Origin of the sequence: Vibrio sp. E14 (assembly GCF_020515785.1) — a bacterium.
GTDB lineage: Bacteria > Pseudomonadota > Gammaproteobacteria > Enterobacterales > Vibrionaceae > Vibrio > Vibrio diabolicus.
The window spans coordinates 1-24,052 of the sequence record NZ_JAHPJI010000005.1 but is presented as its reverse complement, the minus strand read 5'-3'; the positions used below and the strand labels follow the sequence as shown (position 1 = coordinate 24,052).

26 protein-coding genes and 1 pseudogene are annotated in these 24,052 nt (G+C 41.1%); 8 read left to right on the top strand and 19 right to left on the bottom strand.

Translation table 11 applies throughout. The features are described 5' to 3' along the window. The first annotated feature begins 51 nt into the window (after window positions 1-51). Genes LIX84_RS14770 through LIX84_RS14760 form a run of 3 tightly spaced genes read left to right on the top strand, consistent with a single transcriptional unit; the run spans window position 52 to window position 4,810 of the window. Window positions 52-3,231 carry a response regulator gene (locus tag LIX84_RS14770; protein ID WP_226421613.1) on the top strand — a complete coding sequence of 1,060 codons (3,180 nt, stop codon included), beginning with the start codon at window positions 52-54 and terminating at the stop codon, window positions 3,229-3,231. 9 nt (window positions 3,232-3,240) lie between these two features. Further along, window positions 3,241-3,717, top strand: a complete 477-nt coding sequence (locus tag LIX84_RS14765) for a hypothetical protein (RefSeq protein ID WP_005393443.1) — start codon at window positions 3,241-3,243, stop codon at window positions 3,715-3,717. A gap of 1 nt (window position 3,718) precedes the next feature. Next, a complete protein-coding gene (locus LIX84_RS14760; RefSeq protein ID WP_226421612.1) occupies window positions 3,719-4,810 on the top strand; it encodes an outer membrane protein in 1,092 nt (363 codons plus the stop codon). 44 nt (window positions 4,811-4,854) lie between these two features. Here the strand turns inward: LIX84_RS14760 and LIX84_RS14755 are convergent, their stop codons facing one another. The 5 genes from LIX84_RS14755 to LIX84_RS14735 form a co-directional block, all read right to left on the bottom strand. Beyond that, complete coding sequence (locus LIX84_RS14755; protein ID WP_226421611.1) at window positions 4,855-5,469, bottom strand: sugar O-acetyltransferase; 615 nt, start codon at window positions 5,467-5,469, stop codon at window positions 4,855-4,857. Window positions 5,470-5,677: 208 nt separating this feature from the next. Continuing rightward, window positions 5,678-5,989 (bottom strand): hypothetical protein, encoded by a 312-nt coding sequence (locus LIX84_RS14750; RefSeq protein ID WP_005393448.1) that lies wholly within the window; start codon window positions 5,987-5,989, stop codon window positions 5,678-5,680. Window positions 5,990-6,197: 208 nt separating this feature from the next. Beyond that, entirely contained in the window at window positions 6,198-6,632 is a 435-nt protein-coding gene (locus tag LIX84_RS14745; RefSeq protein WP_012841889.1) for an Mpo1 family 2-hydroxy fatty acid dioxygenase, read from the bottom strand. A gap of 77 nt (window positions 6,633-6,709) precedes the next feature. Continuing rightward, a complete protein-coding gene (locus tag LIX84_RS14740; RefSeq protein WP_005393450.1) occupies window positions 6,710-7,063 on the bottom strand; it encodes an MmcQ/YjbR family DNA-binding protein in 354 nt (117 codons plus the stop codon). A 24-nt stretch (window positions 7,064-7,087) separates the two neighbouring features. Then, entirely contained in the window at window positions 7,088-7,570 is a 483-nt protein-coding gene (locus tag LIX84_RS14735) for a MarR family winged helix-turn-helix transcriptional regulator (RefSeq protein WP_226421610.1), read from the bottom strand. Between the two features lie 110 nt (window positions 7,571-7,680). Between LIX84_RS14735 and LIX84_RS14730 the strand changes: the two genes are divergently transcribed. Next, complete coding sequence (locus LIX84_RS14730) at window positions 7,681-8,568, top strand: DMT family transporter (RefSeq protein ID WP_170891379.1); 888 nt, start codon at window positions 7,681-7,683, stop codon at window positions 8,566-8,568. 172 nt (window positions 8,569-8,740) lie between these two features. On the opposite strand, the gene LIX84_RS14725 is transcribed toward LIX84_RS14730, so the two are convergent. After that, the gene (locus tag LIX84_RS14725; protein ID WP_226421609.1) at window positions 8,741-10,237 is read right to left on the bottom strand and encodes an EAL domain-containing protein; all 1,497 of its coding nucleotides are present in this window, start codon (window positions 10,235-10,237) and stop codon (window positions 8,741-8,743) included. Between the two features lie 388 nt (window positions 10,238-10,625). Between LIX84_RS14725 and LIX84_RS14720 the strand changes: the two genes are divergently transcribed. The 4 genes from LIX84_RS14720 to LIX84_RS14705 all read left to right on the top strand — a co-directional run bounded on the left by LIX84_RS14720 (window position 10,626) and on the right by LIX84_RS14705 (window position 14,023). Then, window positions 10,626-11,072: a DUF3291 domain-containing protein gene (locus tag LIX84_RS14720; RefSeq protein ID WP_005393454.1), complete on the top strand. Its 447-nt coding sequence runs from the start codon at window positions 10,626-10,628 to the stop codon at window positions 11,070-11,072. 223 nt (window positions 11,073-11,295) lie between these two features. Then, window positions 11,296-11,592, top strand: coding sequence for a YkgJ family cysteine cluster protein (locus LIX84_RS14715; RefSeq protein ID WP_074191235.1), 297 nt, complete (start codon window positions 11,296-11,298; stop codon window positions 11,590-11,592). A gap of 930 nt (window positions 11,593-12,522) precedes the next feature. After that, entirely contained in the window at window positions 12,523-12,945 is a 423-nt protein-coding gene (locus LIX84_RS14710; protein ID WP_226421608.1) for a hypothetical protein, read from the top strand. A gap of 1 nt (window position 12,946) precedes the next feature. Next, complete coding sequence (locus tag LIX84_RS14705) at window positions 12,947-14,023, top strand: hypothetical protein (RefSeq protein ID WP_226421607.1); 1,077 nt, start codon at window positions 12,947-12,949, stop codon at window positions 14,021-14,023. A gap of 347 nt (window positions 14,024-14,370) precedes the next feature. Here the strand turns inward: LIX84_RS14705 and LIX84_RS14700 are convergent, their stop codons facing one another. The 13 genes and pseudogenes from LIX84_RS14700 to LIX84_RS14610 all read right to left on the bottom strand — a co-directional run bounded on the left by LIX84_RS14700 (window position 14,371) and on the right by LIX84_RS14610 (window position 23,853). Further along, window positions 14,371-14,775, bottom strand: coding sequence for a hypothetical protein (locus LIX84_RS14700; protein ID WP_226421606.1), 405 nt, complete (start codon window positions 14,773-14,775; stop codon window positions 14,371-14,373). 143 nt (window positions 14,776-14,918) lie between these two features. Further along, window positions 14,919-15,740 carry an HNH endonuclease gene (locus LIX84_RS14690; RefSeq protein WP_226421605.1) on the bottom strand — a complete coding sequence of 274 codons (822 nt, stop codon included), beginning with the start codon at window positions 15,738-15,740 and terminating at the stop codon, window positions 14,919-14,921. A 159-nt stretch (window positions 15,741-15,899) separates the two neighbouring features. Continuing rightward, window positions 15,900-16,349, bottom strand: coding sequence for a metal ABC transporter ATPase (locus LIX84_RS14680; RefSeq protein ID WP_226421604.1), 450 nt, complete (start codon window positions 16,347-16,349; stop codon window positions 15,900-15,902). A 111-nt stretch (window positions 16,350-16,460) separates the two neighbouring features. Further along, on the bottom strand, window positions 16,461-17,357 hold the full coding sequence (locus LIX84_RS14675; RefSeq protein ID WP_226421603.1) for a hypothetical protein: 897 nt from the start codon (window positions 17,355-17,357) through the stop codon (window positions 16,461-16,463). Window positions 17,358-17,489: 132 nt separating this feature from the next. Next, window positions 17,490-18,005, bottom strand: coding sequence for a hypothetical protein (locus LIX84_RS14670; protein ID WP_154217767.1), 516 nt, complete (start codon window positions 18,003-18,005; stop codon window positions 17,490-17,492). Between the two features lie 146 nt (window positions 18,006-18,151). After that, on the bottom strand, window positions 18,152-18,493 hold the full coding sequence (locus tag LIX84_RS14660) for a hypothetical protein (RefSeq protein ID WP_226421602.1): 342 nt from the start codon (window positions 18,491-18,493) through the stop codon (window positions 18,152-18,154). Window positions 18,494-18,655: 162 nt separating this feature from the next. Further along, the gene (locus tag LIX84_RS14650; protein ID WP_137027298.1) at window positions 18,656-19,072 is read right to left on the bottom strand and encodes a lysozyme inhibitor LprI family protein; all 417 of its coding nucleotides are present in this window, start codon (window positions 19,070-19,072) and stop codon (window positions 18,656-18,658) included. A gap of 124 nt (window positions 19,073-19,196) precedes the next feature. Continuing rightward, window positions 19,197-19,626, bottom strand: a pseudogene (locus LIX84_RS14645) (GNAT family N-acetyltransferase). Between the two features lie 142 nt (window positions 19,627-19,768). Next, window positions 19,769-20,281 (bottom strand): GNAT family N-acetyltransferase, encoded by a 513-nt coding sequence (locus LIX84_RS14635; protein ID WP_226421601.1) that lies wholly within the window; start codon window positions 20,279-20,281, stop codon window positions 19,769-19,771. Window positions 20,282-20,415: 134 nt separating this feature from the next. Continuing rightward, the gene (locus LIX84_RS14630; RefSeq protein WP_029807792.1) at window positions 20,416-20,757 is read right to left on the bottom strand and encodes an SH3 domain-containing protein; all 342 of its coding nucleotides are present in this window, start codon (window positions 20,755-20,757) and stop codon (window positions 20,416-20,418) included. A 715-nt stretch (window positions 20,758-21,472) separates the two neighbouring features. Continuing rightward, complete coding sequence (locus LIX84_RS14620) at window positions 21,473-21,688, bottom strand: DUF6434 domain-containing protein (RefSeq protein WP_226421600.1); 216 nt, start codon at window positions 21,686-21,688, stop codon at window positions 21,473-21,475. A 675-nt stretch (window positions 21,689-22,363) separates the two neighbouring features. Beyond that, window positions 22,364-23,131: a ribonuclease H family protein gene (locus LIX84_RS14615; RefSeq protein WP_025634655.1), complete on the bottom strand. Its 768-nt coding sequence runs from the start codon at window positions 23,129-23,131 to the stop codon at window positions 22,364-22,366. Between the two features lie 164 nt (window positions 23,132-23,295). Continuing rightward, on the bottom strand, window positions 23,296-23,853 hold the full coding sequence (locus tag LIX84_RS14610) for a hypothetical protein (RefSeq protein ID WP_226421599.1): 558 nt from the start codon (window positions 23,851-23,853) through the stop codon (window positions 23,296-23,298). Window positions 23,854-24,052: the final 199 nt, after the last annotated feature.

Here is a 24,052-nt window from a genome sequence, read left to right as displayed (position 1 = left end):
ATCTAACATTTGAGATAGGTAAACTACACTTTTCATATCAACTCTTTGGATATGGAAACGCGTGTGGTCGGGATATTTGCTTGGAACAACTTGTCTGTGAAGCAGAAACTTTTTGGATTGGTCCTACTACCAATCTTATTGTTATTGCTTCTGGCGGGCAAACATGTACAAAACCTCTCTATCCAAGCTCAAGAACTTCAAAAAGCACAACTCTTCTCCCGATATATAGATCGTGTTTCCTCGCTTTATTATTTGACGAGCGATCCAAGGGTCGCGAATAACGCTCAAGAAACCCGCCAGCTCGTTCAAACTTTACAAGATACAGCTTCACCTGTTTTTGGTGACAATGCCGATATATTAAATCAGCTCGCAAATTTCGAAGAAGCAACACTGTCAATGCTCTCGTCCAATAATACAGAAGATAAGTTAGATGCTGCTGAGTGGCGTGCCGACACATTCAAAGAGATTCTTTTGAGTTTGGATAGGGTCTACTTCAGCCATGTAAGTTATGAAACCAACACTCACCTCTCCTCATTGATGCAGCTTGAGTGGTTAATGTTTTGGTCAACAGAAGAGCATAGACTCAGCAAATACTTAGTGGAATCCACAGAACAGGGGCAGATTTACGATCCAGCTATCCAAGCCAGTATCCAATCATTAATCCAGAACCAACAACTGCTGTTCGAACGTTTTGTCACACTTAATGCGAATAAGCAGCAAGTCAACCTCCTCATCGAAACCTTTACCGATAATGTGTTTGTTAAAAGCCAAGCATTTCGAACCAATTTGTTGCAGCCAACAAACCTTAGCGTGTTGACCCCCGCTCAAATAGATGACGGGTTGTCTGCGCTTTATAAACGCTTAAGTTTATTACGTAACGTTGATGACCAGATGGAACAACAACTTGTGAAGGATATATCCAAGACGATCAGTGAAACAACACAGCACCGCATTGGCTTCATTGCGCTAATGAGCCTCGTGACATTACTGGTTGTGAGTTTGACACTGAGGTTAGTGCGTAAGGTCACTGGCAACTTGAATTTAGTCCTCGAATTCCTAAGTCGAGAAACTTACGAAGAGGACAACAATGAAAACTCACCACTGACAGAGTTGACCAAAGGGAAAGATGAACTCAGTAAGTTTGCTAAAGAGGTAAAAAAACTGAGTTATGAACGTGAGCAGTCAAGACAAAAGTTAACCCAAGCCAAAGAAGATGCTGAAAAGGCGAAAGATGATGCCATCGAGGCAAGCAAAGCCAAAAGTAGCTTTCTGGCGAATATGTCTCATGAGATTCGAACCCCTTTAAACGGCGTTATTGGCATTTCAGAAGTTTTGTCAGACACGCCGCTAACGGCGACACAGCGTGATTATGTCGACACGATAGAAACCTCCTCGCAATTACTGTTGAGCTTAATAAATGACGTTCTGGACTTCTCTAAAATTGAATCTGGTATGTTGCTTATCAGCCCTCATTCAACCTGTGTTCGTGAATCCATCTACGATATTGCTTCTATTATTTCCCCGAAAGCGAAAGAAAAAGGCATTGATGTTCAAGTCAGCATCAGCCGCAATACGCCCTATCACGTTATGTTGGATGATCACCGTATACGCCAAATTATCATGAACTTCATGTCCAATGCCGTAAAGTTCACCGAACAAGGTAGCGTTGAACTCTCTGTCATCACTAGAGAAATCAAAAATGGTGAAGCGAGCATCGAGTTTTCAGTCAAAGACTCAGGGATCGGTATTGATGAGCAGCAACAAAAGAAGATATTTGCTCCTTTCGCCCAAGAAGATAACTCCACCACCCGACAGTTTGGAGGGACAGGGCTTGGGCTTGCAATTAGCACGCAGCTGGTAGAATTGATGGGAGGTGAGATTCAGCTTGAATCCGAGAAAGGCAAAGGTAGCCGATTTCTCTTCGAACTTACGGCTCCAATTGTGACTCAAGAGTTCAATGGCTATCACTCCCTTAATCACAACGATATATGGATAGTTTGCAACAACCCTACTTTGGAGCAAAAGCTCCGTGACGAGTTGAGCTTTTTCCACATCAATGTTCAGCAATCAGTAAATACACTGGATGCTCTGCCAACGTGGATTGATAACGAGCGCATCATTGTTATCAACGTAGAAACTTCTCCAAATACCGCAGCCAAACATCTAGGTGAAATGAAAAGACTTTGCATGCAAAATGTTCGAGTTTGTCTTATTAAACACCTTCATAGCGCCCAACGTGATTTTGGTAACAGCATTAGTGCATTGGTCACTCAACCCCTCTTAGGACAGCGCTTAGTAAAAGCACTTGAAACTTGTGCTGCAAACTTCCCTCAAGTAAACAAAGAGAACACGACAACAACCAATGCTAAGACTTTCCCAAAAATCTTGGTGGTCGACGACAACACCGTCAATCAAAAAATCGCTGGATTACACGTCACAAAAGCGGGCTTCGACTTTGATATCGCCGTAAACGGAGAAGAAGCCGTAGATATGTTTCAACAAAATCAATACTGCTTAATCTTAATGGATTGCATGATGCCTGTGATGGATGGGTTTGAAGCAACCAAAATGATCCGTCAAATTGAAGCAAAAGAAAAACGGACGATCAGAATCCCAATTATCGCGCTAACAGCAAGTGTAGTCGATGATGACATTCAAAAGTGTTTTGATGTTGGAATGGATGATTATGTGCCCAAACCTTTTAAAGCGGGTTTGTTGAAAGAGAAATTAGATAAAGCTATTGGACTACGCATTTCCAATATTGCTTCTGATGAAAAGCGACTGGCAACAAACACCATTCACACTCCTGCAAAAACCTCGCATGCTGAACAATCAGAAGCGACCGTGACGCCTATTCGCTCAGAAAGGATTTTGCTCGTCGAAGATAACAGAGTAAATCAAAAAGTCGCTTCGCTGCTTTTATCCAAAGCAGGTTATCAATTTGAAGTGGCCGAAAACGGACAGGTTGCGGTCGAAATGTTCCAAAAAGATGGTAGGTTTGACATCATTTTGATGGACTGCATGATGCCGATCATGGATGGGTTCGAAGCCTCACGACAAATACGCGCCTATGAAGCAAGTAAGGGTCTTCCGAAGACTCCCATTATCGCGCTAACGGCAAGTGTTGTGGATGATGACATTCAACGCTGCTTCGATTCAGGCATGGACGCTTATGTACCCAAGCCTGTTCGTAGAGAAAAGCTGTTGTACCAGATTGAAAATGCGATATAGGTAGCGATGATGAGCGGCGACATTTCTCTCCTCTGTTTTCTTTTGCGCTGCATAAAACGCTACCTATTCATTGTTGTTTTCCTTCTACCAATAGATAGTCAAGTACTTGCTGCAGAGAGCTACGCCGTTTTCTCGTTTAATAGTGAGTTCTCGCCCCTAACCATCAATAAAGCGCGAAAGTTGTACAGAGGAAAAACGCAACTCTTACAAGGGCAGAGAATTGAGCTATCTGACTGGCCAGCGACATCAGCGGAGAGAGCGGAGTTCTATCGCTACCTTCTCAATAAAAACTTGGCGCAAATGAACGCGCACTGGGCGAGCTTGTCTTTTTCAGGCAAAGCGAGGCCACCCAAAGTGATTGCAAACTCTAGCATTGATGCGCTGATCACGTGGATGCAAGAAAAGCCCAATCGGATTGGTTATGCCCCTGCTTCGAGCGTGCCTGGAAATGCTCGTATTTTGTGTGTGGTGAGCTCGGAGGATTAATATGAAAAAATATTTGACCATGTTATCACTGAGTATTGTCGCCTTTCCGAGCTTAGCCACCATTGAGTTATCAGAACACCTGTCTTTGAGTGGTTTTGGTTCGACATCTTGGTCTAAGTCGGATAACTCCACAACGGTTCTCGTCAACCGCTTTATTCATGATGAAGCCTGCTACGATTGTGACACAACCTTCGGCCTGCAGCTTGATTACTTTTACAAGGCATTTCGAGCATCCGCACAGATAGTCAAGCGTCCGCAAGATCATTGGAACTCGACCCAATTAGAGTGGGCATATTTAGCTTATACCTATAAAAATGTAGAGATACGTGGGGGACGATTGAGGCTGCCGCTGTTTTTGATGTCTGAGTATAATTATGTCGGTCACGCTTTTACTCAAGCTCGACCACCAAATGAAGTGTATGACAGCATATTAGGCATCACCGCTTACAATGGTTTATCCATTCGCTGGAATCACGACCTCAATGAGCAAATCATGCTTACTGCAATGCCGTTTATAGGGTTTAAAGACAGCAGTGATGTCACCCTCAACGAAGACACTGAACTGAAGATCGAATCAGACAACACAGCCGGAATAAACTTAACACTCAGCGGAAATGCCTACCGTTTAAACTTCTCTTATCTACATGGCGACTATGACCAAACTACGGTTCTCTCCAACACCAAGCAATCCACACCTGAAGGGGGAACCATGTTAATTGACCGTTTGGTTCTAAAAGAAAAAGGCAATACGATTGACCAGTTTTCTCTAGGAGTAAGGTATGAGCTTGATAACGTTGTGATAATGGCGGAAGGACAAACCAGCAACATTTCCTCCTCTTGGTACGCAACAACGAGTTACAACGTGAATAAATTGACCCCCTACATAGTTTACGGCCAGCAGTTTAATAGCAGTGATACAAAGAATGGGGACAGCTATCTGTTTGGGGTGAGATACGACCTAGATTATAACGTGTCACTGAATGCTGAATGGCAAAAGTTTAACGCCCACAATAACGATACTGGCGCGTTTTCATCGATACCAGAAGATAACGGCGCCAATCTTTACACCCTGATGTTAAATTTCGTTTTTTAACTTTTCTATACTGACATCGTATAAACCATGGGCATTTACCTTTGTTATCGTTGATACATGTTGTGCGTGATTTGACGCTCTTTGTAATAGAATTCTTTGTCATGCTCGCCTACCTCTCGCAATACACGACACGGGTTCCCTACCGCAACAACATTACTTGGTATATCTTTCGTTACCACGCTACCAGCACCAATTACGCTGTTTTCTCCAATCTTGACGCCAAGCAATACCACTGAGTTAGCGCCGATCCATACATTATCACCAATATGAATAGGGATATTGAATTGCGCAACTTCTCTTCTGAGCTCCGGTTCAATCGGGTGGCCTGCCGTTGCTAGTGTCACATTGGGCCCAATCATGACGCTATTGCCAATATAGATATACGTATCATCGACTAGGGTTAAGTTAAAGTTTGCATACACGTTATCACCAACGTATGTATGCCTCCCCCAATTCGCTCGAAGCGGCGGCTCAAAATAGCAGTTGTCACCAACAGCGCCGAGCAAACGTCGTAATATTTCTGTACGCTTTTCAGATTCAGAAGGCCGAGTTTGGTTGTAATCGTAAAGAACTTCTAAACACTGTGTTTGCTGCTCGACTAACGCTTCATCATTACAAAAATATATTTTCTGACTATGAAGCATTGATTCACTATCCATAATATCCTCCGTTCTATCTGCCCAGTAGCTTCAGGCTGCTGGAACACCTCGCAATACGAGTTCCTGTCGAGATTGACTAACAGAATGTATGATGTCGTTTTTTGCAATAAGTTTAATGACATGCTTGCGAGGCCTAACGCAAAATACCGAATAACTTGAAAGAAATATGTGAATCAGACGAGTAAATAACACAAAGATCGATGCAGAGTTAGCTTTGTTTATCTCGATTCATTTTCAAGCGTTTTTCTTTACGTCGTAACGCTCGGAAAAACTTCGACTCCTCGTGATACCAGCCGATAACACTAACCGGGAAGCCCACTAGCATCATGATAAAAAGATCCGCGGGCAGCTGCTCCAAAATATCACTCAGGGAGTGCAACTCACCAAAAATGAATAAACCAATGACTTTACCAAGCAATAGTGCGCAACAAATCATAAAAAAAGACTTCATGATGTAATGCCATTTGCCTTTTTTACGCTCTTCTCGCCAATAGGCATATTTATGTTGTCGGTCGTACATTCATCCCCCCAAGTGACAATGTCACTAGCCACAAACATTCAGGCAAAGTAACGGCTTTAGCTGCACTCTAATGATAGTGTGAATCAGAAGCGAATGCTTGTCATGGCAATGAGAAAGCGGCACATCATGCTGCGCATTTTACGACCTTATGGACGCTAGCATGATCGCACAATACAGGGAGATATCAGCTTGTTAATTACGGAGTGAGTTAATGTTTTCGGAACACCCAAATTGGACCAATAAGAAGAAACTGCAAATCTTCGAAAAAAGACGGTTTCTTCCCTTCTATTTTGTGACCAATGAACTGCAAGATCCACAGTACACCGAATAGGAGCATCGAAATATGCAGTACGGGCAGCGCCAATACCTCCAAAGACCATATCAGGCCGATGCACGCTAATGTATACCCTAACATCATCATAAAGACGCTGAGAGACAAACGAAAATAGAAAACCCATACAGGTATGACAGCAATCCAGACCCAGTTAAACTCGAAACCCAAGATGGAGATTTGAGGAATTGACCAAATTAGACCAACCACAGATAGGTAAATACCCGGAACTGCGATTGTGTGAATCTTTTGGTTGATGGGGTTTTGATGGCTCTCCCCATATTCTTTTAGCCATTCAGATAATGCTCGCATATCATTCCTACTTTTCCGCCTACTTATTCTTATATAGCTTGAGGATGGAAAAGGTGCGAATTTTTCTGTAATAGCTATTACTGACCAAGCAATGCTCGTTGCACTTTTGGTAGTTTGGCAACGACGAGAGTATAAGAGCGTTCACATAAATCCTGAATCAATCCATCTTCCACATCACCATTAAAATAAACCGTTATCCAGTGACGCTTATTTAGGTGATAACCAGGAGTAATATCCGTAAACTGCGATGTTAAGACTTCTCCATCTTCTGGTTTTACTTTTACGCTGACATACTCCCGACCGTTTCTCTCTGCAATAATCGCAAACATTTTACCTTTGATTTTGTATACAAGTGCTTCTGGCCCAAATGGGAAATCACTCTCTGCACACATAAAGGTACTTAAATAGCCTTCTAACTCTTTGCTTCTCATTCCGCCCCACCCTTCCTGTATCTTTTACTCAAACAAAGGCAATAGTAGCCTTAACGCCTGGTTAACCTGCGCTTTCTCATTGCCTTCTAAACCATGTAGCAGCGATTGCTGAACGTCCACATGCTCTAAGATCAACTTGTCAATTAAGGTTAAGCCCTTTTCGGTTAACTCAACGGTGACACTGCGTCTATCTTCTTTACTGTGTGTTCTGGTAATAAAGCCTTTCTTCTCGAGTTTATCTAATCGGTTCGTCATCGCGCCCGAAGTGAGCATCATCGAATCAATTAGCGCCGAGGGAGTAAGGCAGTATGGTGAACCTGCTCGGCGAAGTGTCGCCAACACATCAAATTCACCCATCTTAAGATCGTACTTCTTATGTAGGTCAGCGACCTGACACTCCATGTGCTTAGCAATTCGCATTAGCCGACCCATAATTGCCATCGGTTCAGTGTCGAGCTCTGGTTTCTCCTTAGCCCACTGCTCTACCACTCTATCAATTGCGTCCATGGTTTCTCTCCAAACGTCATTTAATTTTTATTTTAACATAAAGATACTTTACAAAAAGTAACCTTACCGATATCTTTACAATTAATTATCTCAACGTAAAGATATTTAACATGAATATTTTGCTTGCAATGATCCCGGCTTTTTTTTGGGGGACAACTTATGCTGTTACTCAGTTTACGCTTCCGGACTGGCCTCCCGTTTTACTTGGTGCGCTAAGAGCATTGCCTGCGGGTCTTTTGCTCCTCGCAATAAAGCCATCTTTCCCGAAAAAGAGTGAATGGAAAGTGCTGCTTGTTTTAGGAACTATCAACATCGCTTGCTTCTTTGGTCTCATTTTTGTCATGGCGTTGACGCTTCCTTCTGCGATCTCAGGTGTCGGTATGGTATCAGTGCCCGTTTTTGCGATGCTATTTGGCTGGGCAGTCTATAAGCGCCAGCCAAGCGCAATACAGGCAATAAGCGGAGCGACTTTGATTGCTTTGGCTTGGTTCTTATTTGATCCTAGCTCTATTTCGCTCAACCCTATGGGCTTGCTGGCGATGATCTCCGCCATCATGTGTATTGTGGTAGGCAGTAGCGTAACGAAGTCACTAGGAACGAAAATGCATTGGTGGACAGTATTAACATGGCAGCTCATTTTGGGTGGTGTGATTATGTCTGTCGCAACAAGCATGCTGGCAATAAACAATCCAGAGCCATACGTTACAGCCATTCAAAACTTATCAATGACGAACACCCTTGGGCTGCTGTGGGTGATCATTCTGAACACTGCATTAGGCTACGGCATGTATGTTTGGCTATTGCAGCGTATGTCGGTCGTTGACTTTACTTTTGGTGGTATTGCCAACCCCGTTGCGGGCATTGTGTCAGGTTTGCTGCTATTAGGTGAGACTTTCACCCCTCTCCAATACAGCTTGATGCTAGGGATGATTGTTATGTCATTGCTCCCTCAATTGATCGCTTCATTAAAAACCAAAAAAGCCGCCCTTTCTTCCTAAGTAAAATCCTAACGCCCGATGCTAGAATCGGGCGTTCATATTCTCTGTAAACTCCGTTTGAATTCTAAGACCTCACAGGTGTTCTATCGAACAGTGAACCCAAAAAAGTTCAGTAATAAAAAAGGTGCCGAAAGACACCTTTAATAATGAATACGCCCCATTATGCCTTGCTTTAAGTCATCACAAGGTTGTTAATAGGCTCTGGTTTAGCGTAGACATACCCTTGAATAAGGTAAATAGAATGCTGAGCCAAATACGCGACTTGAGCCTCGCTCTCTACACCTTCTGCAATCATCTCACATTCCGCTTTCTTTGCTGCCGAGACAATAGAATCCAACACTTTCAATTTTTGGTCATCAGAGCCTATTGGGTCGATGAACATCTTATCCACTTTCAAGCATCGGATACCCAGATCTTGCAAATAAGAAAAGCCGCCATACCCAGTCCCAAAATCGTCAATTTTGAACTTGTAGCCTTTATTCGCCAGATACAAAATCTCTTTTTTCGCTGCCTCTGTATCTTTTACAGGAATTCGCTCGGTCAACTCAAAATGCACTCTCTTCGGACATGGCCAATTCAGTTCTGACAGTAACTTAGTGAGTTCACCTGACTCTAAATGGGAAGAAACAATATTGATGCTGACCCACACATGCTCAGGTAACACACTAAGATCTTGTATGATTTTACGAATAAGCTGATTCGTCATTGGGACAATCAGACCACTTTCTTCTGCAGCGCCAATGAACATGTTTGGCGACACCATACCCTCACGACGAGACCACCGAATCAGTGCTTCATACCCCACTGTTACACCATCACGGCTATCGACAATCGCTTGGTAATAAGGGATAAATTCCGCATTATTAATCCCATTCTGGATCAAGCCTTTGATAGACTTTCTCAAGCTCTTACTGGACACATATACAAACGCAAGAGCCAGCCCCATAAGCACACTGGTTAGGCCTCCCCATAGAAAGACTCTTTCCTGAGCATAGCTCTTCAGTTTCTCGCCACTGTGTATTTTGATGAGCATATTGGCTTGAGAATCAGCCGAGAAGAATAACTCTTTTGAAACTGCCGCTTCTTCTGCTGCAATGGCTGGTTTTCCTCGACTTATTGTTAAATCTCCAAATACAGGCTCATCATATATAAACTCGACGAACAAACAGTCTTCACAAGGCGTTTTTATCACTTCTTTAACCCAACTATTATCGAGAACCCAGACAACTTCAACATGTTCATTTTCATAAATGACCATCCACTCAACTTGATCTTGGTGTTCCGGTAAAATAAGTGATGCAAAAAAGTTTTCGCCAAGCTGAAATCGTTGCGCATTGGATAAATGAGATACTTCACGACCAATCGTGGAGCATGTTTTACCGTCACTCGTTTCCATCGCAATAAAACGGATGTAATGGTTATAAAAACGTGGATCGCGTAATGTTCTAACATCACTATTACTGCACGTGAAATCTAACTGCGCAACCTGCTTTACAATCGCCTCATCCAAATACATGGATCGTTGGTGTAAATAATCGACATAGGTGTCTATTTTAGTCTCTTTGATATAGCTGATGTAAAAATTGGCTATTGAATTAAAAGCCACAACAAAAACAGCAATGGGAACTAGGCCAAGCAAAATGGCATTTCTTGTTATCTTTGTAATCAAAGCTCCTCCTAACGTTCAGCCAAACAACTTAAATTAATGAGTGACATGAACACTATCTCACGTTCACACACCAAAAAGTGAGGATCGAATCTCAATAAGAAGTATAGAAGCGCAAGGCTTGCCACAGAAAATGAGAGTACTGCTGCATATCCAAGATAGCAACTCTCTTGAGTGAGACTTACCGACGATAATCGCGAGAAAAGAGGGGCTTATGCTCAACATAACCAATGTATAAAACGACTTTTTTGCCATCCAATGACTCGCCACAGTCACTAACTTTCCAATTGACCTTTGAAGGCACTAGCAACACACTGCATGATAAAATAGGAAAAGCTACTTAGAGCTTTTTACCAGCATTACAGGCTTATCGACCAGGGAGGGTCATGAAATGAAATTAGCTCAATTAAATATTGCGCTTGCTAAATATCCTTTGGATGCACCAGAAATTAAAGATTTCGTAGACAATTTGGACTTAATTAATGGTATAGCTGAAGAAAGTGAAGGCTTTATCTGGCGTCTAAAAGACGACTCCGGTGATGCAACAAGCATTAAATTATTTGATGACCCGAACATGATTGTAAACATGTCTATTTGGGAAAGTACTGACTCACTTAAAAACTTTATGTTTCGTACCGGTCATAGAGATTTTATGCGCCGAAAAAGCGAATGGTTTCATCGTCTAGCGGAGGATAGCTATGTTCTGTGGTGGGTAGAAGACGGCTATATACCAACACCACAAGAAGCCTTGTTACGCCTTCAGCATTTGCGCGAAAACGGAGATACGCCATTTGCTTTCACATTTAAAACAAACTTTACAGAAGCAGATCTTGTGTAAAGTACACGTATGCCAAAGAATCGGCGTTCAAAATTACACTGACTATAAGGTTAATTGGTGTGAATCACTGTCAGTTCTACCGACTTACTCGGAAAGGCGGGCAAGTGAACGCATAAAATGCGTTCACTTGGTTTATCGTTAATAGGGTGTTCTATTTCAGAAATAAAGTTCATTCGTGCTAAATTTACGGTACCATGCACAATTGACCAAATTGTAGTTATTCATGATTATACCAACTAAGACTCCCTCTCCCCTGCCCTCTGATGTATCTTGCTCTAACTGTAAGGCTTGTTGTTGCCGTCTCGAGGTTATGATTATTTCAGATACTGGCGTACCTGAAGAGTTTATTGCACGTGACCAGTATGGAGGCGAAACCATGATGCGGCTAAATGATGGTTGGTGTGCAGCTTTAGACAGAGACACATTAATGTGTACGATTTACGAAAATAGGCCTTGGATTTGCCGCGAATTCGAAATGGGCTCCAATGAATGTTTAGATGAACGAGTTAAGTTCTTGTAAAACCAATCAAATTTACACTGATGGCAATACGGAGTATTTGTAGAAAGAGTGCAAAGGAAAAGTAAGGTGTTTAAATCTGAGTATCAACAAATTATGGATACAAAAAAGCCCACCGTTTGGTGGGCTTTTTCTAAAATTTGGTGGGTCCGGGCGAACTCGAATCGCCGACCCCTACCATGTCAAGACATTTAATTATATTTTAAATCATTGTTAAAACGTCAAAACCCTTTTGGAACGTTGATTTTGACTCATACCTTTGAACCAAATCACATTTATTTGCGTAAATTTGGACACATCTTGGTCAACAATTCTAAAATATTTATATCTGAGTTAATTGTGGCGGAAGGTAACTTTGAAAGGTGAAATTTTTAGGTTCGATGCTTCTCTACCCAATAATGTCGATCTTATAAATGTGAGTATCAAAGATCTAAGCTCCGACGATATTATCGTAGATCTATTTAAGCACGCCAATCCTCACGGCGGCCTAAGAACTTCAAACGAAGGGATAGACCGAACAGCGTTTTTGTTTAACTTACTATCTCTTCAGTCTCCAATCATCTGCTATAGATATCACAAACGCTATAAGATATTAACGGGTTGGTTTACTCTAACCAAGCTAAGCTGCGCTATCGCGCAGCATCAACTACCTGAGGATTCCTCGGTACTAGTTTTTGTGCTTAAGAAGAAACCCTCTGCGGCAGTTAGACGCGGAATTGTTCTCTTCGATTTAACCAACGACCTGCTATCAAAGTGCTTCGTCAGCGACACAAAAAAATCAGTTTCTATTTACGATCATGGTTTAGTAAAGACGAAGGGAAACGAAGTATTTACCAATCTAAAGAATGGCTCACCTACTTCCCCGCACTGAATTCAGCTGAAAAAGTAGCGAGCTTTCTATCAATATCTAAAGCTGATTTGTAGGAGAGCAACATGTCAACACCAAATCAAGATGACATAAAAGAACTTCTCCCACTAGCTTCAAATGAAATGCTAGATAATATCGAGCAAATCTTAGAGCTTATAGATTGCCCAGAAGATTTTCGTGGTTTACAAAAAGTTCATGCTTCACTGTTGTACCTATTTAAGCTTAATCAAGCATACTTTAGCCAAGCATTTGAAATCGACATTCCAACATTAAGTAAACTATTCGATTTGTTCACTGATATAAATCCTGATTATTATAAACAATACAGTAATTCAGTATCAGCTAAAGGATGGATGAGCCAACGACCACTTTATTCACTTTTATTTATTTTTTATGACCACCAAAATGAACTAGCAGCCAACGCTCTTCTTTTTTTTATACCACTGCCAAATTGGCTTAAAGCGAATCGAGCACTATTTGTCGAATAGTATGATGGCAAGAGAAAAGCACGACCCAGTACTGTTAGAGATCTTAAGTGGTGAATTAAGCTATTACAGTCGCTCTCCCAGACATTACGCATGGTACTCCGAAGAAGAGGTAAACCAAAAAGCGCAGGATATATGGGCAGAGATGTTCGAACAGATTCAACTATACGACCCACAGTATCAGCTACCAACGCTCAAAAATGCGATAGTTTACGACGAAAAAATAGGTATCGGGTCTCAATACACCCCGACCAAAGAAGCTCTGACTAACTGGATAGCTCAACATCGCCGCAAACTGGAACAATGGAGCACATTTGATACCGTCAAAAACATTGCGGAATTAATTAACTACAACAATCAATATACCGTTTATACACTAATATTACTTATCAATGCTTCTGGATATCGAGCAGTTTATAACCCTCCCCCTAGTTTTGACTTGTTGTTGATACGCTATCACGCACTGTGTATTTCAGACAAAGACTCTAGCAAAACCTTTTCTCATACTAGAATCATCGCATGCCCTTCGATACTCGAAACGCAGTTAAGATATTATCAAAAACATGTGCAGACAATGGCCAACTTGATAAGTCACCATTATCCCCGTGAATCTCAACAATTTCATGCACAGTGTTGTGATCACCAAGCAATAAATTTGCCGTCCAAAGTTGAAAAACTTGAATGGTTTTTATCAGTGAAAAACTCACATACCAACGACGGATTATTCCTATTATTTTTACAAGACAACCCAAATAACCAGGGGAATGAAGAAGAACAGAGCTCAATACGTATCCAGAACTCAGGGCCAAAGTATCTACGTGAGTTCATAGACTTGCCGCTCAACTTTGGCCGCCATTACGTAAGGCGTTACTTACAATGTCATAGTGTTCACCAAGAATTAATCAAGTTTCAGCTTGGCCATTGGGTTGTTGGTGAAACCCCCTTAGAAAAATGTTCGTCGTTAGTTCATAGCGAAGCTATCAACCACTTACTCCCTCATCTTGACGACATGCTAAATGAATTAAACTGGCAGGCTGTTCCATCGTTAATCACTCGTAAACGGGCATGTAACCCTCCCTGAAACCACTTGGAAATCAAAACGCCGTAGAAAACGAACTTTGAGCACCAAATAAACCTTTTGGAACGACAATACAGCAGAGCAGACTTTCAACAAGTCTAATCAGCTTCTGAAGCGGCAAACCAACAAAAGAACGAAGAGCGATTTATGCAGACAAAACCCTGAAACTCGAAACACAAAACCAAGCAAAAAACACGCTAGTTATTAGACCTAAACATCCTGTTTTAGCTACGTTTTTCTCGTTGGCAACTAACGCCGCATTAAGGTGTGAGCGACGCTTGGCTATACTTGAGCGAAGCGAAAACGCCAAGCGTTGCGAATCACTCTTAAATGCTTTGTTAGCTGTGTTGTCACGACACGGCTATCAGTATTGGCATAGATACAATTACAAGAGTTGACCCCAAAAGCCACAAGTACAGCAACAACGAAATATAAGTAGATATTAGCCACCTAACCCCTTTGTCCAGTGCGTATCCAATATCACTTTGTATAAAGTAAGCATGCTCTGCTTTGGGTATACGATTAAGAAGGAAGTTGAACTTTAACTTAGTTAACACAAACCCCATTAGCAATGGGATTGAAGCCCCTATCAACCCCAGTGGTATGGAAACCCATTGCTGTTGAGAGGCATCACCAACCAATAAATTCACAACAATAAATAAAGCAAATATCGTAAAAAAACCTTTCACTGAAGTTAACGGGAATCGATTTGTTTTTTTATACACCCAATAAAGCGGTCTATCTAACTTTCTCATATATACCCCATTACACTTTAACAGCTAACGCCTTGTTAAGGGGTGAGCCAACGCAATACCGATGTCTCCGCATACCACCTTAATCACTAAAACCAACGCACAATAAAAATGCCACGCGTTGCGAATCCCTCTTGAACAACTTGTTAGGCGATTTTTTCTTCGATGCTAAGGGCTGTTTTTAACAACTTTTCGTTGAACTCTTTGTTGTCGATTGAATAATGCGCTCTCCTGTGACACGTAGGGCATAGAGCGATAACATTTTCCGGGCAATCAGCACCACCGTCAGCAAGCCTGGTTAAATGATGGACTTCTAAATAAGGTCCAGCCTTAGTTTCAAAGGGTGACTTACTTCTGCAACCTTCACAAACCCCATTTGCGCGCTTTTTAGCATATAACTTTATAGCTTCACTACGATAACGGATATGAGCAACTTGTTCTTTAACATCCACATTACTTGGGGTGACAGCGGTAGCGATATCGCGTAATTGCTTAAGTGATTTACTTCTGGTTGGTTTTGTTAAGTAAGGAGACTTTCCATTTTCCACTCCTGGGAGCCTTGATTGTGGAAGTACATCCAAGTGAAAGATGAAAGCATCTCGAAGCTGACCATTTCTGTCTGGTCGCTGCTCGATGTGGTGTTCAATGTAACTACATACACCAACGAAACGCACAAAACCTTTTGTCGTCGACTCAAACAACAAGATTTCTTTTTTATTTTTCTGGTGATCGAAGATTGCCAAATTACCTTTGACCATCTGCATATCACCTTCTTGGCCTTCGCCTGTATACCTAAACGTACCATCAGGGCCAAAACCATCAGAATAGCCGAACTCTTCACCAGCATCGCTGGTAAATATAAATACATAAGGATGATTAGCTGGTGTAGCAATACCACCATACTGTTGCCCTTTGTATACTCCGTGAATATCAGAGCGACGGTTATAAAATTTACCAACTTCGAACAATGAACTCTCCTAATCGCCTAACGCCCTGTTAAGGGGTGAGCTACGCAATACCAAAGTCGCCGCATACCATCTTAAACACCAAAACCAACGCATAGTGAAAATGCCACGCGTTGCGAATCCCTCTTGAACAGTTTGTTATATGCAATTTTCTGGTGCTTACTAAATCGGCTTAATCCTTAACCTAAATGATTCGATTTGCTCGACTTGCGATGGCACAAACCCACATTTGATTTCAAGATAAGAGGTTTCTTTTGGCTGCATAATGAAGATTTCATTTTCACCGATACAATTACCAATAAAATTACCATTCACATCGAACGCAGATGCTAAAACCTCACGAGAATATAACGCTTCTTCTGTAAGGTTTTCCTGTACGACAGCCAAACGCACATCGTCCCCATCTTTGAAGACATTTTCCAATGTTAAACCATAGGCAGTTTTGAAATCTGCCAAATACTCAATTGCTTTATCATCGATTTCTTTGTCTTCAAGAATATTTCCGAGCGACGGTTCAACGAACTTTGTATAAACCAACCCACTCAGAATGAGTGCAACTGAGAAGCCAATTCCCCAAGAAAAACCATTTAAGATCTGATTAAATCCTTTCATAAATATTCCAATCCATTGCATATAACGCCGCATTAAGGTGTGAGCGGCGCTTGCCTATACTTTGAGCGAAGCGAAAACGGCAAGCGTTGCGAATCACTCTTAAATGCTTTGTTAGGCGAAAATTTCACCACAGACCTGTTTTATTCTAGCTTCTACATTTAGCCTGCTATAAACCTCATCGAAGTCCACGTGAAATCTTTCATACAACGTCCCATCAAGATCAGTCATAAGAAATTTTTCTCGAATATCATTGAAGCCATTCTCCAATGTTTCACGCTTAAAGATAAAGTCAAAATAGTGCTTCTTATACTGAGAATGAGTCATTGCGTTTTCGGGCGTAATTCGCCGATACACTTGATAGGTTTCTTCAAATCTATTCAATAGAGGGACAATTGCTAACTGCTCGGTAAAGTAATTAGTAAATGCACCTACCAAGAGCGCACCTGCTTCCAAATGAGTTAAATTTATATCATGTATGTTTAACTGTGTATTCGCACGAGTTTCAATTTCCATAAGACTATCATTGCAGTAGAAACCATCCACTAGAGCTTGATTCATTTTAAGCAAGCGATCAGCATAAATGCTGTTATCAACTCCAAACATTACATAATAAGGACTTCGTCCCAAAATCGACGTCTGCCTGTAAAAGTGAACACCAAAGCAACATGAAAAAACTACCACTAGCCCCATATGTAATCTTTCATTTATGGCTTGAAGGATTGTCGTTAGTTCCGACCATGGAACAAGATCCCCTCCAAGTTCAATTCCTGCGACAGATCCATGCACTTCAATAAACAATAGAAAACCATCATCGCTAGTAGCAGCATTTAGTATTTCGTTGAGATGCCGTAAAAAGTCTGACTTGCCGATACAGTTTAAATATCTTACATCCGCATTTGGTTCTTGAGCTAAGATATGTTCCATGATCTTCGTACCTGTACTCAAATCATTTTCACGTAAGCACTCGACTACGAACACCCTATTTATATCTTGTTCACCAATCTTCATATCTTACCTTTCGCCTAACGCCCTGTTAAGGTGTGAGCAACGCAATGCCGATGTCACCGCATACCACCTTAAACACCTAAGCCAACGCATAGTAAAAATGCCACGCGTTGCGAATCACTCTTAAACAGTTTGTTATATTTTACTACTGCGTCTGTAGGCTTCTTTAACTGAAAGCCCAACTCTAGCAAACTTATCTAGTGAATTAGGTTTGTAAATTTGAGGAGTATACTGAATATTAGTTGCACATAGAGATTTGTTACAATTCTCGTACATAGAATCAACTTTTGAAACTAACCCTGATGCAAATAATCCCCCGGTTGTACCTCCACCAACTAACGTTACTATTTGTGCGAACAATTGGAAAAAGTTGTCAATTGATATAACCAAGTACTCTTGCACATCTCTAAACATTTGAATTTCACTAGGGTCCGTTATATCTGATACAAGTTGAGCTTTTTTACCTGTCACCACCACGAGAAAAGCAGCAGTGATTCCACCAATCAACATCCCACTAATCATCAAGCGGTTACCTTTTGAAGAAAAAGTTAATTTTTGATTAAGTAAGTACATATTTACAATTATTGAAAAAGCTACTAACCAAAAAACAAAACAAAACACCGTAAATATTAAAAACTGATTGACTTCCAAAATAACTCCAAAAAATATAACGCCCTGTTAAGGTGTGAGCAACGCAATACCAATGCCACCGCACACCACCTTAATCACTAAAATCAACGCATGGCAAAAATGCCACGCGTTGCGAATCACTCTTAAACAGTTTGTTATATTTAATATTACACAATCGATAACCATCTCATTATGAGTCCGGCGATATACAAGCCTAAACAAATCGCCCAAAATCGAGCCATTGCATGCCCGATTTTTGCTTTAGGGTTATTCGCAGATCTCCATAAAGATCTAGTGGCAAAAATACCAAATGTTAAGAAGAATATAGACATTGAAATTTTCATGAAAACTATATAGTAGCTATCAATCCAACCAACTAACTTAATTTGCAGTAAAGCCATATTAATAGCTGTAACCACTGCAAACGTAAGAATATAGCCAACAATACTTACCAATACGACGGATTGCCAGACTGCTATTTCGCCGTTCCATGCTCGCTTAATAAACACCAAGTACTCCTTACTTATATTAAATATAACGCCCTGTTAAGGGGTGAGCAACGCAATACCGAAGCCACCGCACACCACCTTAATCACTAAAATCAACGCATAGTGAAAATGCCACGCGTTGCGAATCCCTCTTGAACAGTTTGTTATGTGCGTGGTTGAAACCTACTCTACACTTGGCTCCGGTAAAACTGGTGGTGTACTGTCCATATAAGTTAAAAAGTTTTCCCATAACTCGTGCGTTCTTTGCTTAGTTAACTTAGTTTTGCACGATATCGCCATAATTCCACGAATAGTTCCATCACGCCATTGCGTATAAACTGAATCACAGTGAGAGGACATATATGCTTGCCAATCTTGTTGAGCAAGCTTAATTGCTGCGATCAGTTCTGAGTCATGAGAGTTGTGCTCAAAGCTAGTGTTTAGATATTTGTCTAATTTAACTTGTGCTGACTCTAGTTCAATAGCAGCACATTGGTTTATCTCGATTATGGTCATCGCATTATTACAGTCAATGGACTCTTCTTCAGCAAGAGCACCAAGTGAAAGACTAGCTAATATGATGATTAGACACTTATTCATCGTTTTCTCCTAAAGCACATAACGCCGCATTAAGGGGTGAGCGACGCTTGGCTATACTTGAGCGAAGCGAAAACGCCAAGCGTTGCGAATCACTCTTAAATGCTTTGTTATACGCGTGCTGACACTACAACGAAACTGTCATAACCTTATGATTTGGCTCACTTTCAATGTCAACCACTAACCAACCTAATGACTCGTACAACGATGGTACATTGGTGTAAGCATACAGGTTACTTTGAGTTGCTGCTGATACTTGGCTAACACCTCGGTTAATCAGTTCACTAGCAATACCCTGACCACGCCACTCTGGTGAAACATAAACAGCATTAAACCAAATAACTTCTGAATCACCATGAGGTTCTTTAAAGCGCGAGTAAGCAAGACCACCGATAACTTGATTGTCTCTGAGAGCGACAATTACCGGTGGAAGATTAGATTCTGGTTTTATAAGTATCTACGAGCAGAAAATCAGACCATTCTGTTTGAAACAGCTTCTCTAGAACAACCCAATACTGACTATTCTCATCGCAACTTCTGAATACTACCTTGTTCATATTGGATTATTTCCTCAAAAGCGTATAACGCCTTGTTAAGGTGTGAGGCACACAATACTGAAGCTTCCGTATACCATCTTAACCACTAAACTTAACGCATAGTAAAAATGCCACGCGTGCCGAATCACTCTTGAACAATTTGTTAGGCAGATAGCTCCTTAGCTAACTCTATATCATTCAAAACAACGTCATTAGTACGCTCTTTACTGATCTCACCTGTTGGAGTAAAGCCCTGCTTTGTATAAAAATTCAATGCACGTTCATTACTATCAAGTGCCCACAACGAAACCTTTTGAGCCTTCAATACGCGGAGCAATCTCTCGCACTCATTATAAAGCGCTTGACCAATACCAGTCCCAACCTTATCAGGGGCAATGTAAATCGAGCTCAGTTCATACACTTCAGTGCCTTTCAAAGTTTTAGGCTGCCCAAAGCACAGAAAACCAACTAATCCGTCATCACAATCCGCGACGAGAACTTCCGCCAAATTTCGCTCAATGATGTTCGACCACAATTTTTGACGCTTTTCTAATGTATAGCTTTCGATAAAGCTCTGAGGCATCAGACCATTGTACGCATATGCCCATGAACTAACGTGTATATTTGCGATTCTATCGACATCATCTAGTAATGCTTTTCTAACTCTAAACTTCATGATTTCCTTATCTGCCTAACGCCAAATTAAGGTGTGAACAACGCTAAACACCTTACCTAAACCATTGTGCCATAAACACTAAACTGGCTTGAAGTGAGAGCGCCGAGCGTTGTGAATCACTCTTAAATTTATTGTTATGTACGTTGTACCGAACGCACTGGTACCCAACCAATTTCACCCGTTGACCTCGAAACTCGATACCACTCATTGAGTTCGAATAGCACTGATAGTTTTTCACCAATGACAGTATTAAGCTCAACATTGTCATAGTCTTCAAGCAAGATACCTTCTGAGCTTCCTTCAATCTTCTCGATATATTGAACTGGAGCCCAACCCTGCTCCCCTTCGACACTGGTTATAAAGATCCAGTTGGGAAACTCGTCGTCAATTGTACCTAGAGCTACTTTCTCACCTTGCTTCAAATAAAACGGATTGGGATATTCTGAGACGTGTTTTTCAGTAGTAACAACTTCCATATTTTCTCCAAAGTACATAACGCTAAGCTAAGTAGTGAGCAACGCAATACGAAGTCACTGCATAACACCTTAAACACATAAATCAACGCATACTAAAAATGCCACGCGTTGCGAGTCTGTCTTAAGCGCTTTGTTAGTTTGCCACCGCGATGAAACCAGAGATTTAGCGCCAAGGTGCTGAATTAGCTATAAAACTACTGGCTTTGAACGCAAAAGTAAAACGGGCAGCTCAGAATTTAAACCCAACCAACAAAACGCACTTGGCTAAGAAGACTTTCGTAGATGCCGACAGCCACAAATGCAATGTTCAATGCTCACACTTAACTTTCAAAACCAAAGAAGCAGCGTGCAAGAATATTGAGAAATGAACCTTACTAACACGGAAGAATTGAATGACACAAAAGCCAATTAGCCGGAAAACTGGCTACGCGAGATGCCTATTTCGATGAAAAAGTCTTTGGGAAATAACAGGTGAATAGCTAGAACGCAGAACAAGGCTTTTAGACCATAAACGCTTTTCTGCCCTTTGCAAACTAACGCCTTGTTAAGGGGTGAGCAACGCAATACCAAAGCTGCTGTATACCACCTTAAACACTAGACTCAACGCATAGTAAAAATGCCACGCGTTGCGAATCCCTCTTGAACAATTTGTTATACAAAAACCTACAGCGCGTAGGCTACCCACTAAATCCTAGTGAATGTACTTTAATATCAATTACTTTGATTTCTGTCGTTTAGCCCATTCTTGTGAGGCATCCCCCATTGTCAAACCTGTGGCATTGTTAATCCAATTCATGAAATCACGATCAAACTTAAAGTTTTCGCCAAATTTTGATTTGAAATATCTGCGAACATTCTGAGTCGTTTTATAGCTATCTGTAATTATTGTGCTGTCATCAATATGATTTTTATGCCAATCAACCTTATCCATGGTTTTGAAACCTCCTTTTGTATAACGCAGCGTTAAGTGGTGAACAACGCCAACCACCAAACTTAAACCATTGTACCTTAAACACTTAAGCTGACTTGAACTAAAATCGCCAAGCGTTGTGAATCCGCCTTAAACGCCTTGTTAGGCGAAGTTTCCCACCAGTGTTTAAGTTGGTTTGAAAGCAGATTACCCGAAACAAAATAAGCTACCAAACACCCACTGACTTTTTGTGATTCAAGAACCACAAGACTCACTATGTTTCAGCCAAATTTCCAACGACCACGAAATGCGAATTTGCAGCGACTAAGCAGTTTTTGAACCTGAGAAACTAACAGCTACGAGCTAATAGCAAAAACGAAAGCTACGATTAACTTGCCCTTTCCACACGTTGAGCCAGTTAAACTCACAACCAAGCGACTGTGAAAACCAATGAGGCAACCCGCAAACCTTGGCATGTTTTACGGCCAGAGAGATTCAAGAATTTGAACCGACAATCTTGAATTGCCGACTTAGAAAAACGAATGCTCAAAGAGACCTAAGAAAATGAGAACAAAGAACTTTCCTGCCCGTCGCCTAACGCCGCATTAAGGTGTGAGCGACGCTTGGCTATACTTGAGCGAAGCGAAAATGCCAAGCGTTGCGAATCACTCTTAAATGCTTTGTTATGTGTGTCTATCAACCAGTACGCAGCGCTAAAAGTTCAGGAATATTATGAGTTTCTCTATACAAAGAAAGACTCTCGTCTTGAGACTCAATAGCTATAATGGACATCCTATCAGCTAACTCATTACCCTCAATACCAACATGCCCGTTCACATGGTGAATCGTAATTTGAGATGATATATCTTGGTAGAGAGAATAAGCTGGTTTAATTATGTCCAAATTTTTAATTTCACCGCCAGACTTAGTCCAACCTTTTTTCTCCCAACCACTAGCCCACTTTGTAATACAATCGATAGAGTATTTTGAATCGCAAAAGATACCAACTGAACTTCCTGTTGCTAGCTTTTCCTTAGCAAGTAATAGCGCCTGATTGAGTCCATGAAGCTCGGCAGTATTGTTAGTACCGAATGATTGGTACAAACCATACCAGAGTTCAGTTAGCTTGTTATTTTCATATACAGCAAGCCCCGTCCCCGCCTCTCCAGGGTTAGGTTCACAAGCACCATCGGTGTAGATTTTCACTTCAAACGGCATTGCGTCTATTTGTTCTTGAGATAGAGGAACTGATTTCAACTTGCTAGATTTTTTAACGATCTTGGTTTTAGCCTTTGGTGCTGTTGATTTTGCTTTTTTACCAAACGCAGATTCGGCTTCCTCTAAAGTTGCAAACGATTTAAATCTTGCTCCCGCAAAACCGTCAACTAATGATTTACACTTCGCCCACGTTGTGAAAATGCCAGTCTCTCGACCTTTCCAAACCACATAATACTTTTTAGCCAAACTGTACTCCTAAATGCAAATTGGCCCGACACACATAACGCCCGCTTAAGTGGTGAGCAACGCTACCACAAGACTCAATTATTGCACCGTACACACAAAAGCTAAACCAAACAAAAACCGCCGAGCGTTGCGAATCCGTCTTAAAGCGTTTGTTATGTGTATTTTTATAGGTGCTTTTTATCCCATTCCGCTAGATACTCCATGTACATTTCTTCATGAGGATCAACATATTCATTAGCATAGTTGTCATACTCACTGAGAGAAGCAGCACGTAACTCAGCTCTCAGAGACGCCATTTTCTCAGCCCGTAAAGTCGCTAATGTTGCAATTCTATAGTTCACTTGCGCACTGTTGAACAACGAAAGAGCATAAGTGACCAAAGATAATGAAATAAAAATAGCCACATACTCTGCGAAGTATATATAAGGTGAAACGGATAATAGAAATAAGCTAAAAACAATCATTACCAATGATTTCAGCAATGCATAAGAAACATCTAACTTTATGTTTATGACTTTGTTCTCATCTGAAGCAGCCAATATTACCTTCGATACATATGCCCGCTTCTTTTCAGTCTGTTTGGTTTTAAGCGAAGAAGAGAAAAAGGATAATAACTGATAAATTTTGGGAGTTAGCAGATTTGCTGCTACCGAAATTAAAATTGACATTCCTGTTGATGCAACAAGAAAGATTGGTTCTTTAATTAAATTCAAAATTTCCATCGGAACTCCAATACACATAACGCCGCATTAAGGTGTGAGCAACGCTACCACCTAACCTAAACAATGCCACCGTAAACACAAAACCCAACGATGGAGTGAAAAATGCCAAGCGTTGGGAATCACTCTTAAATGCTTTGTTAGAACGCAGTTTTACACATCATCTTCCGACAACATTTGACGACAATTACGAACTGTTAGT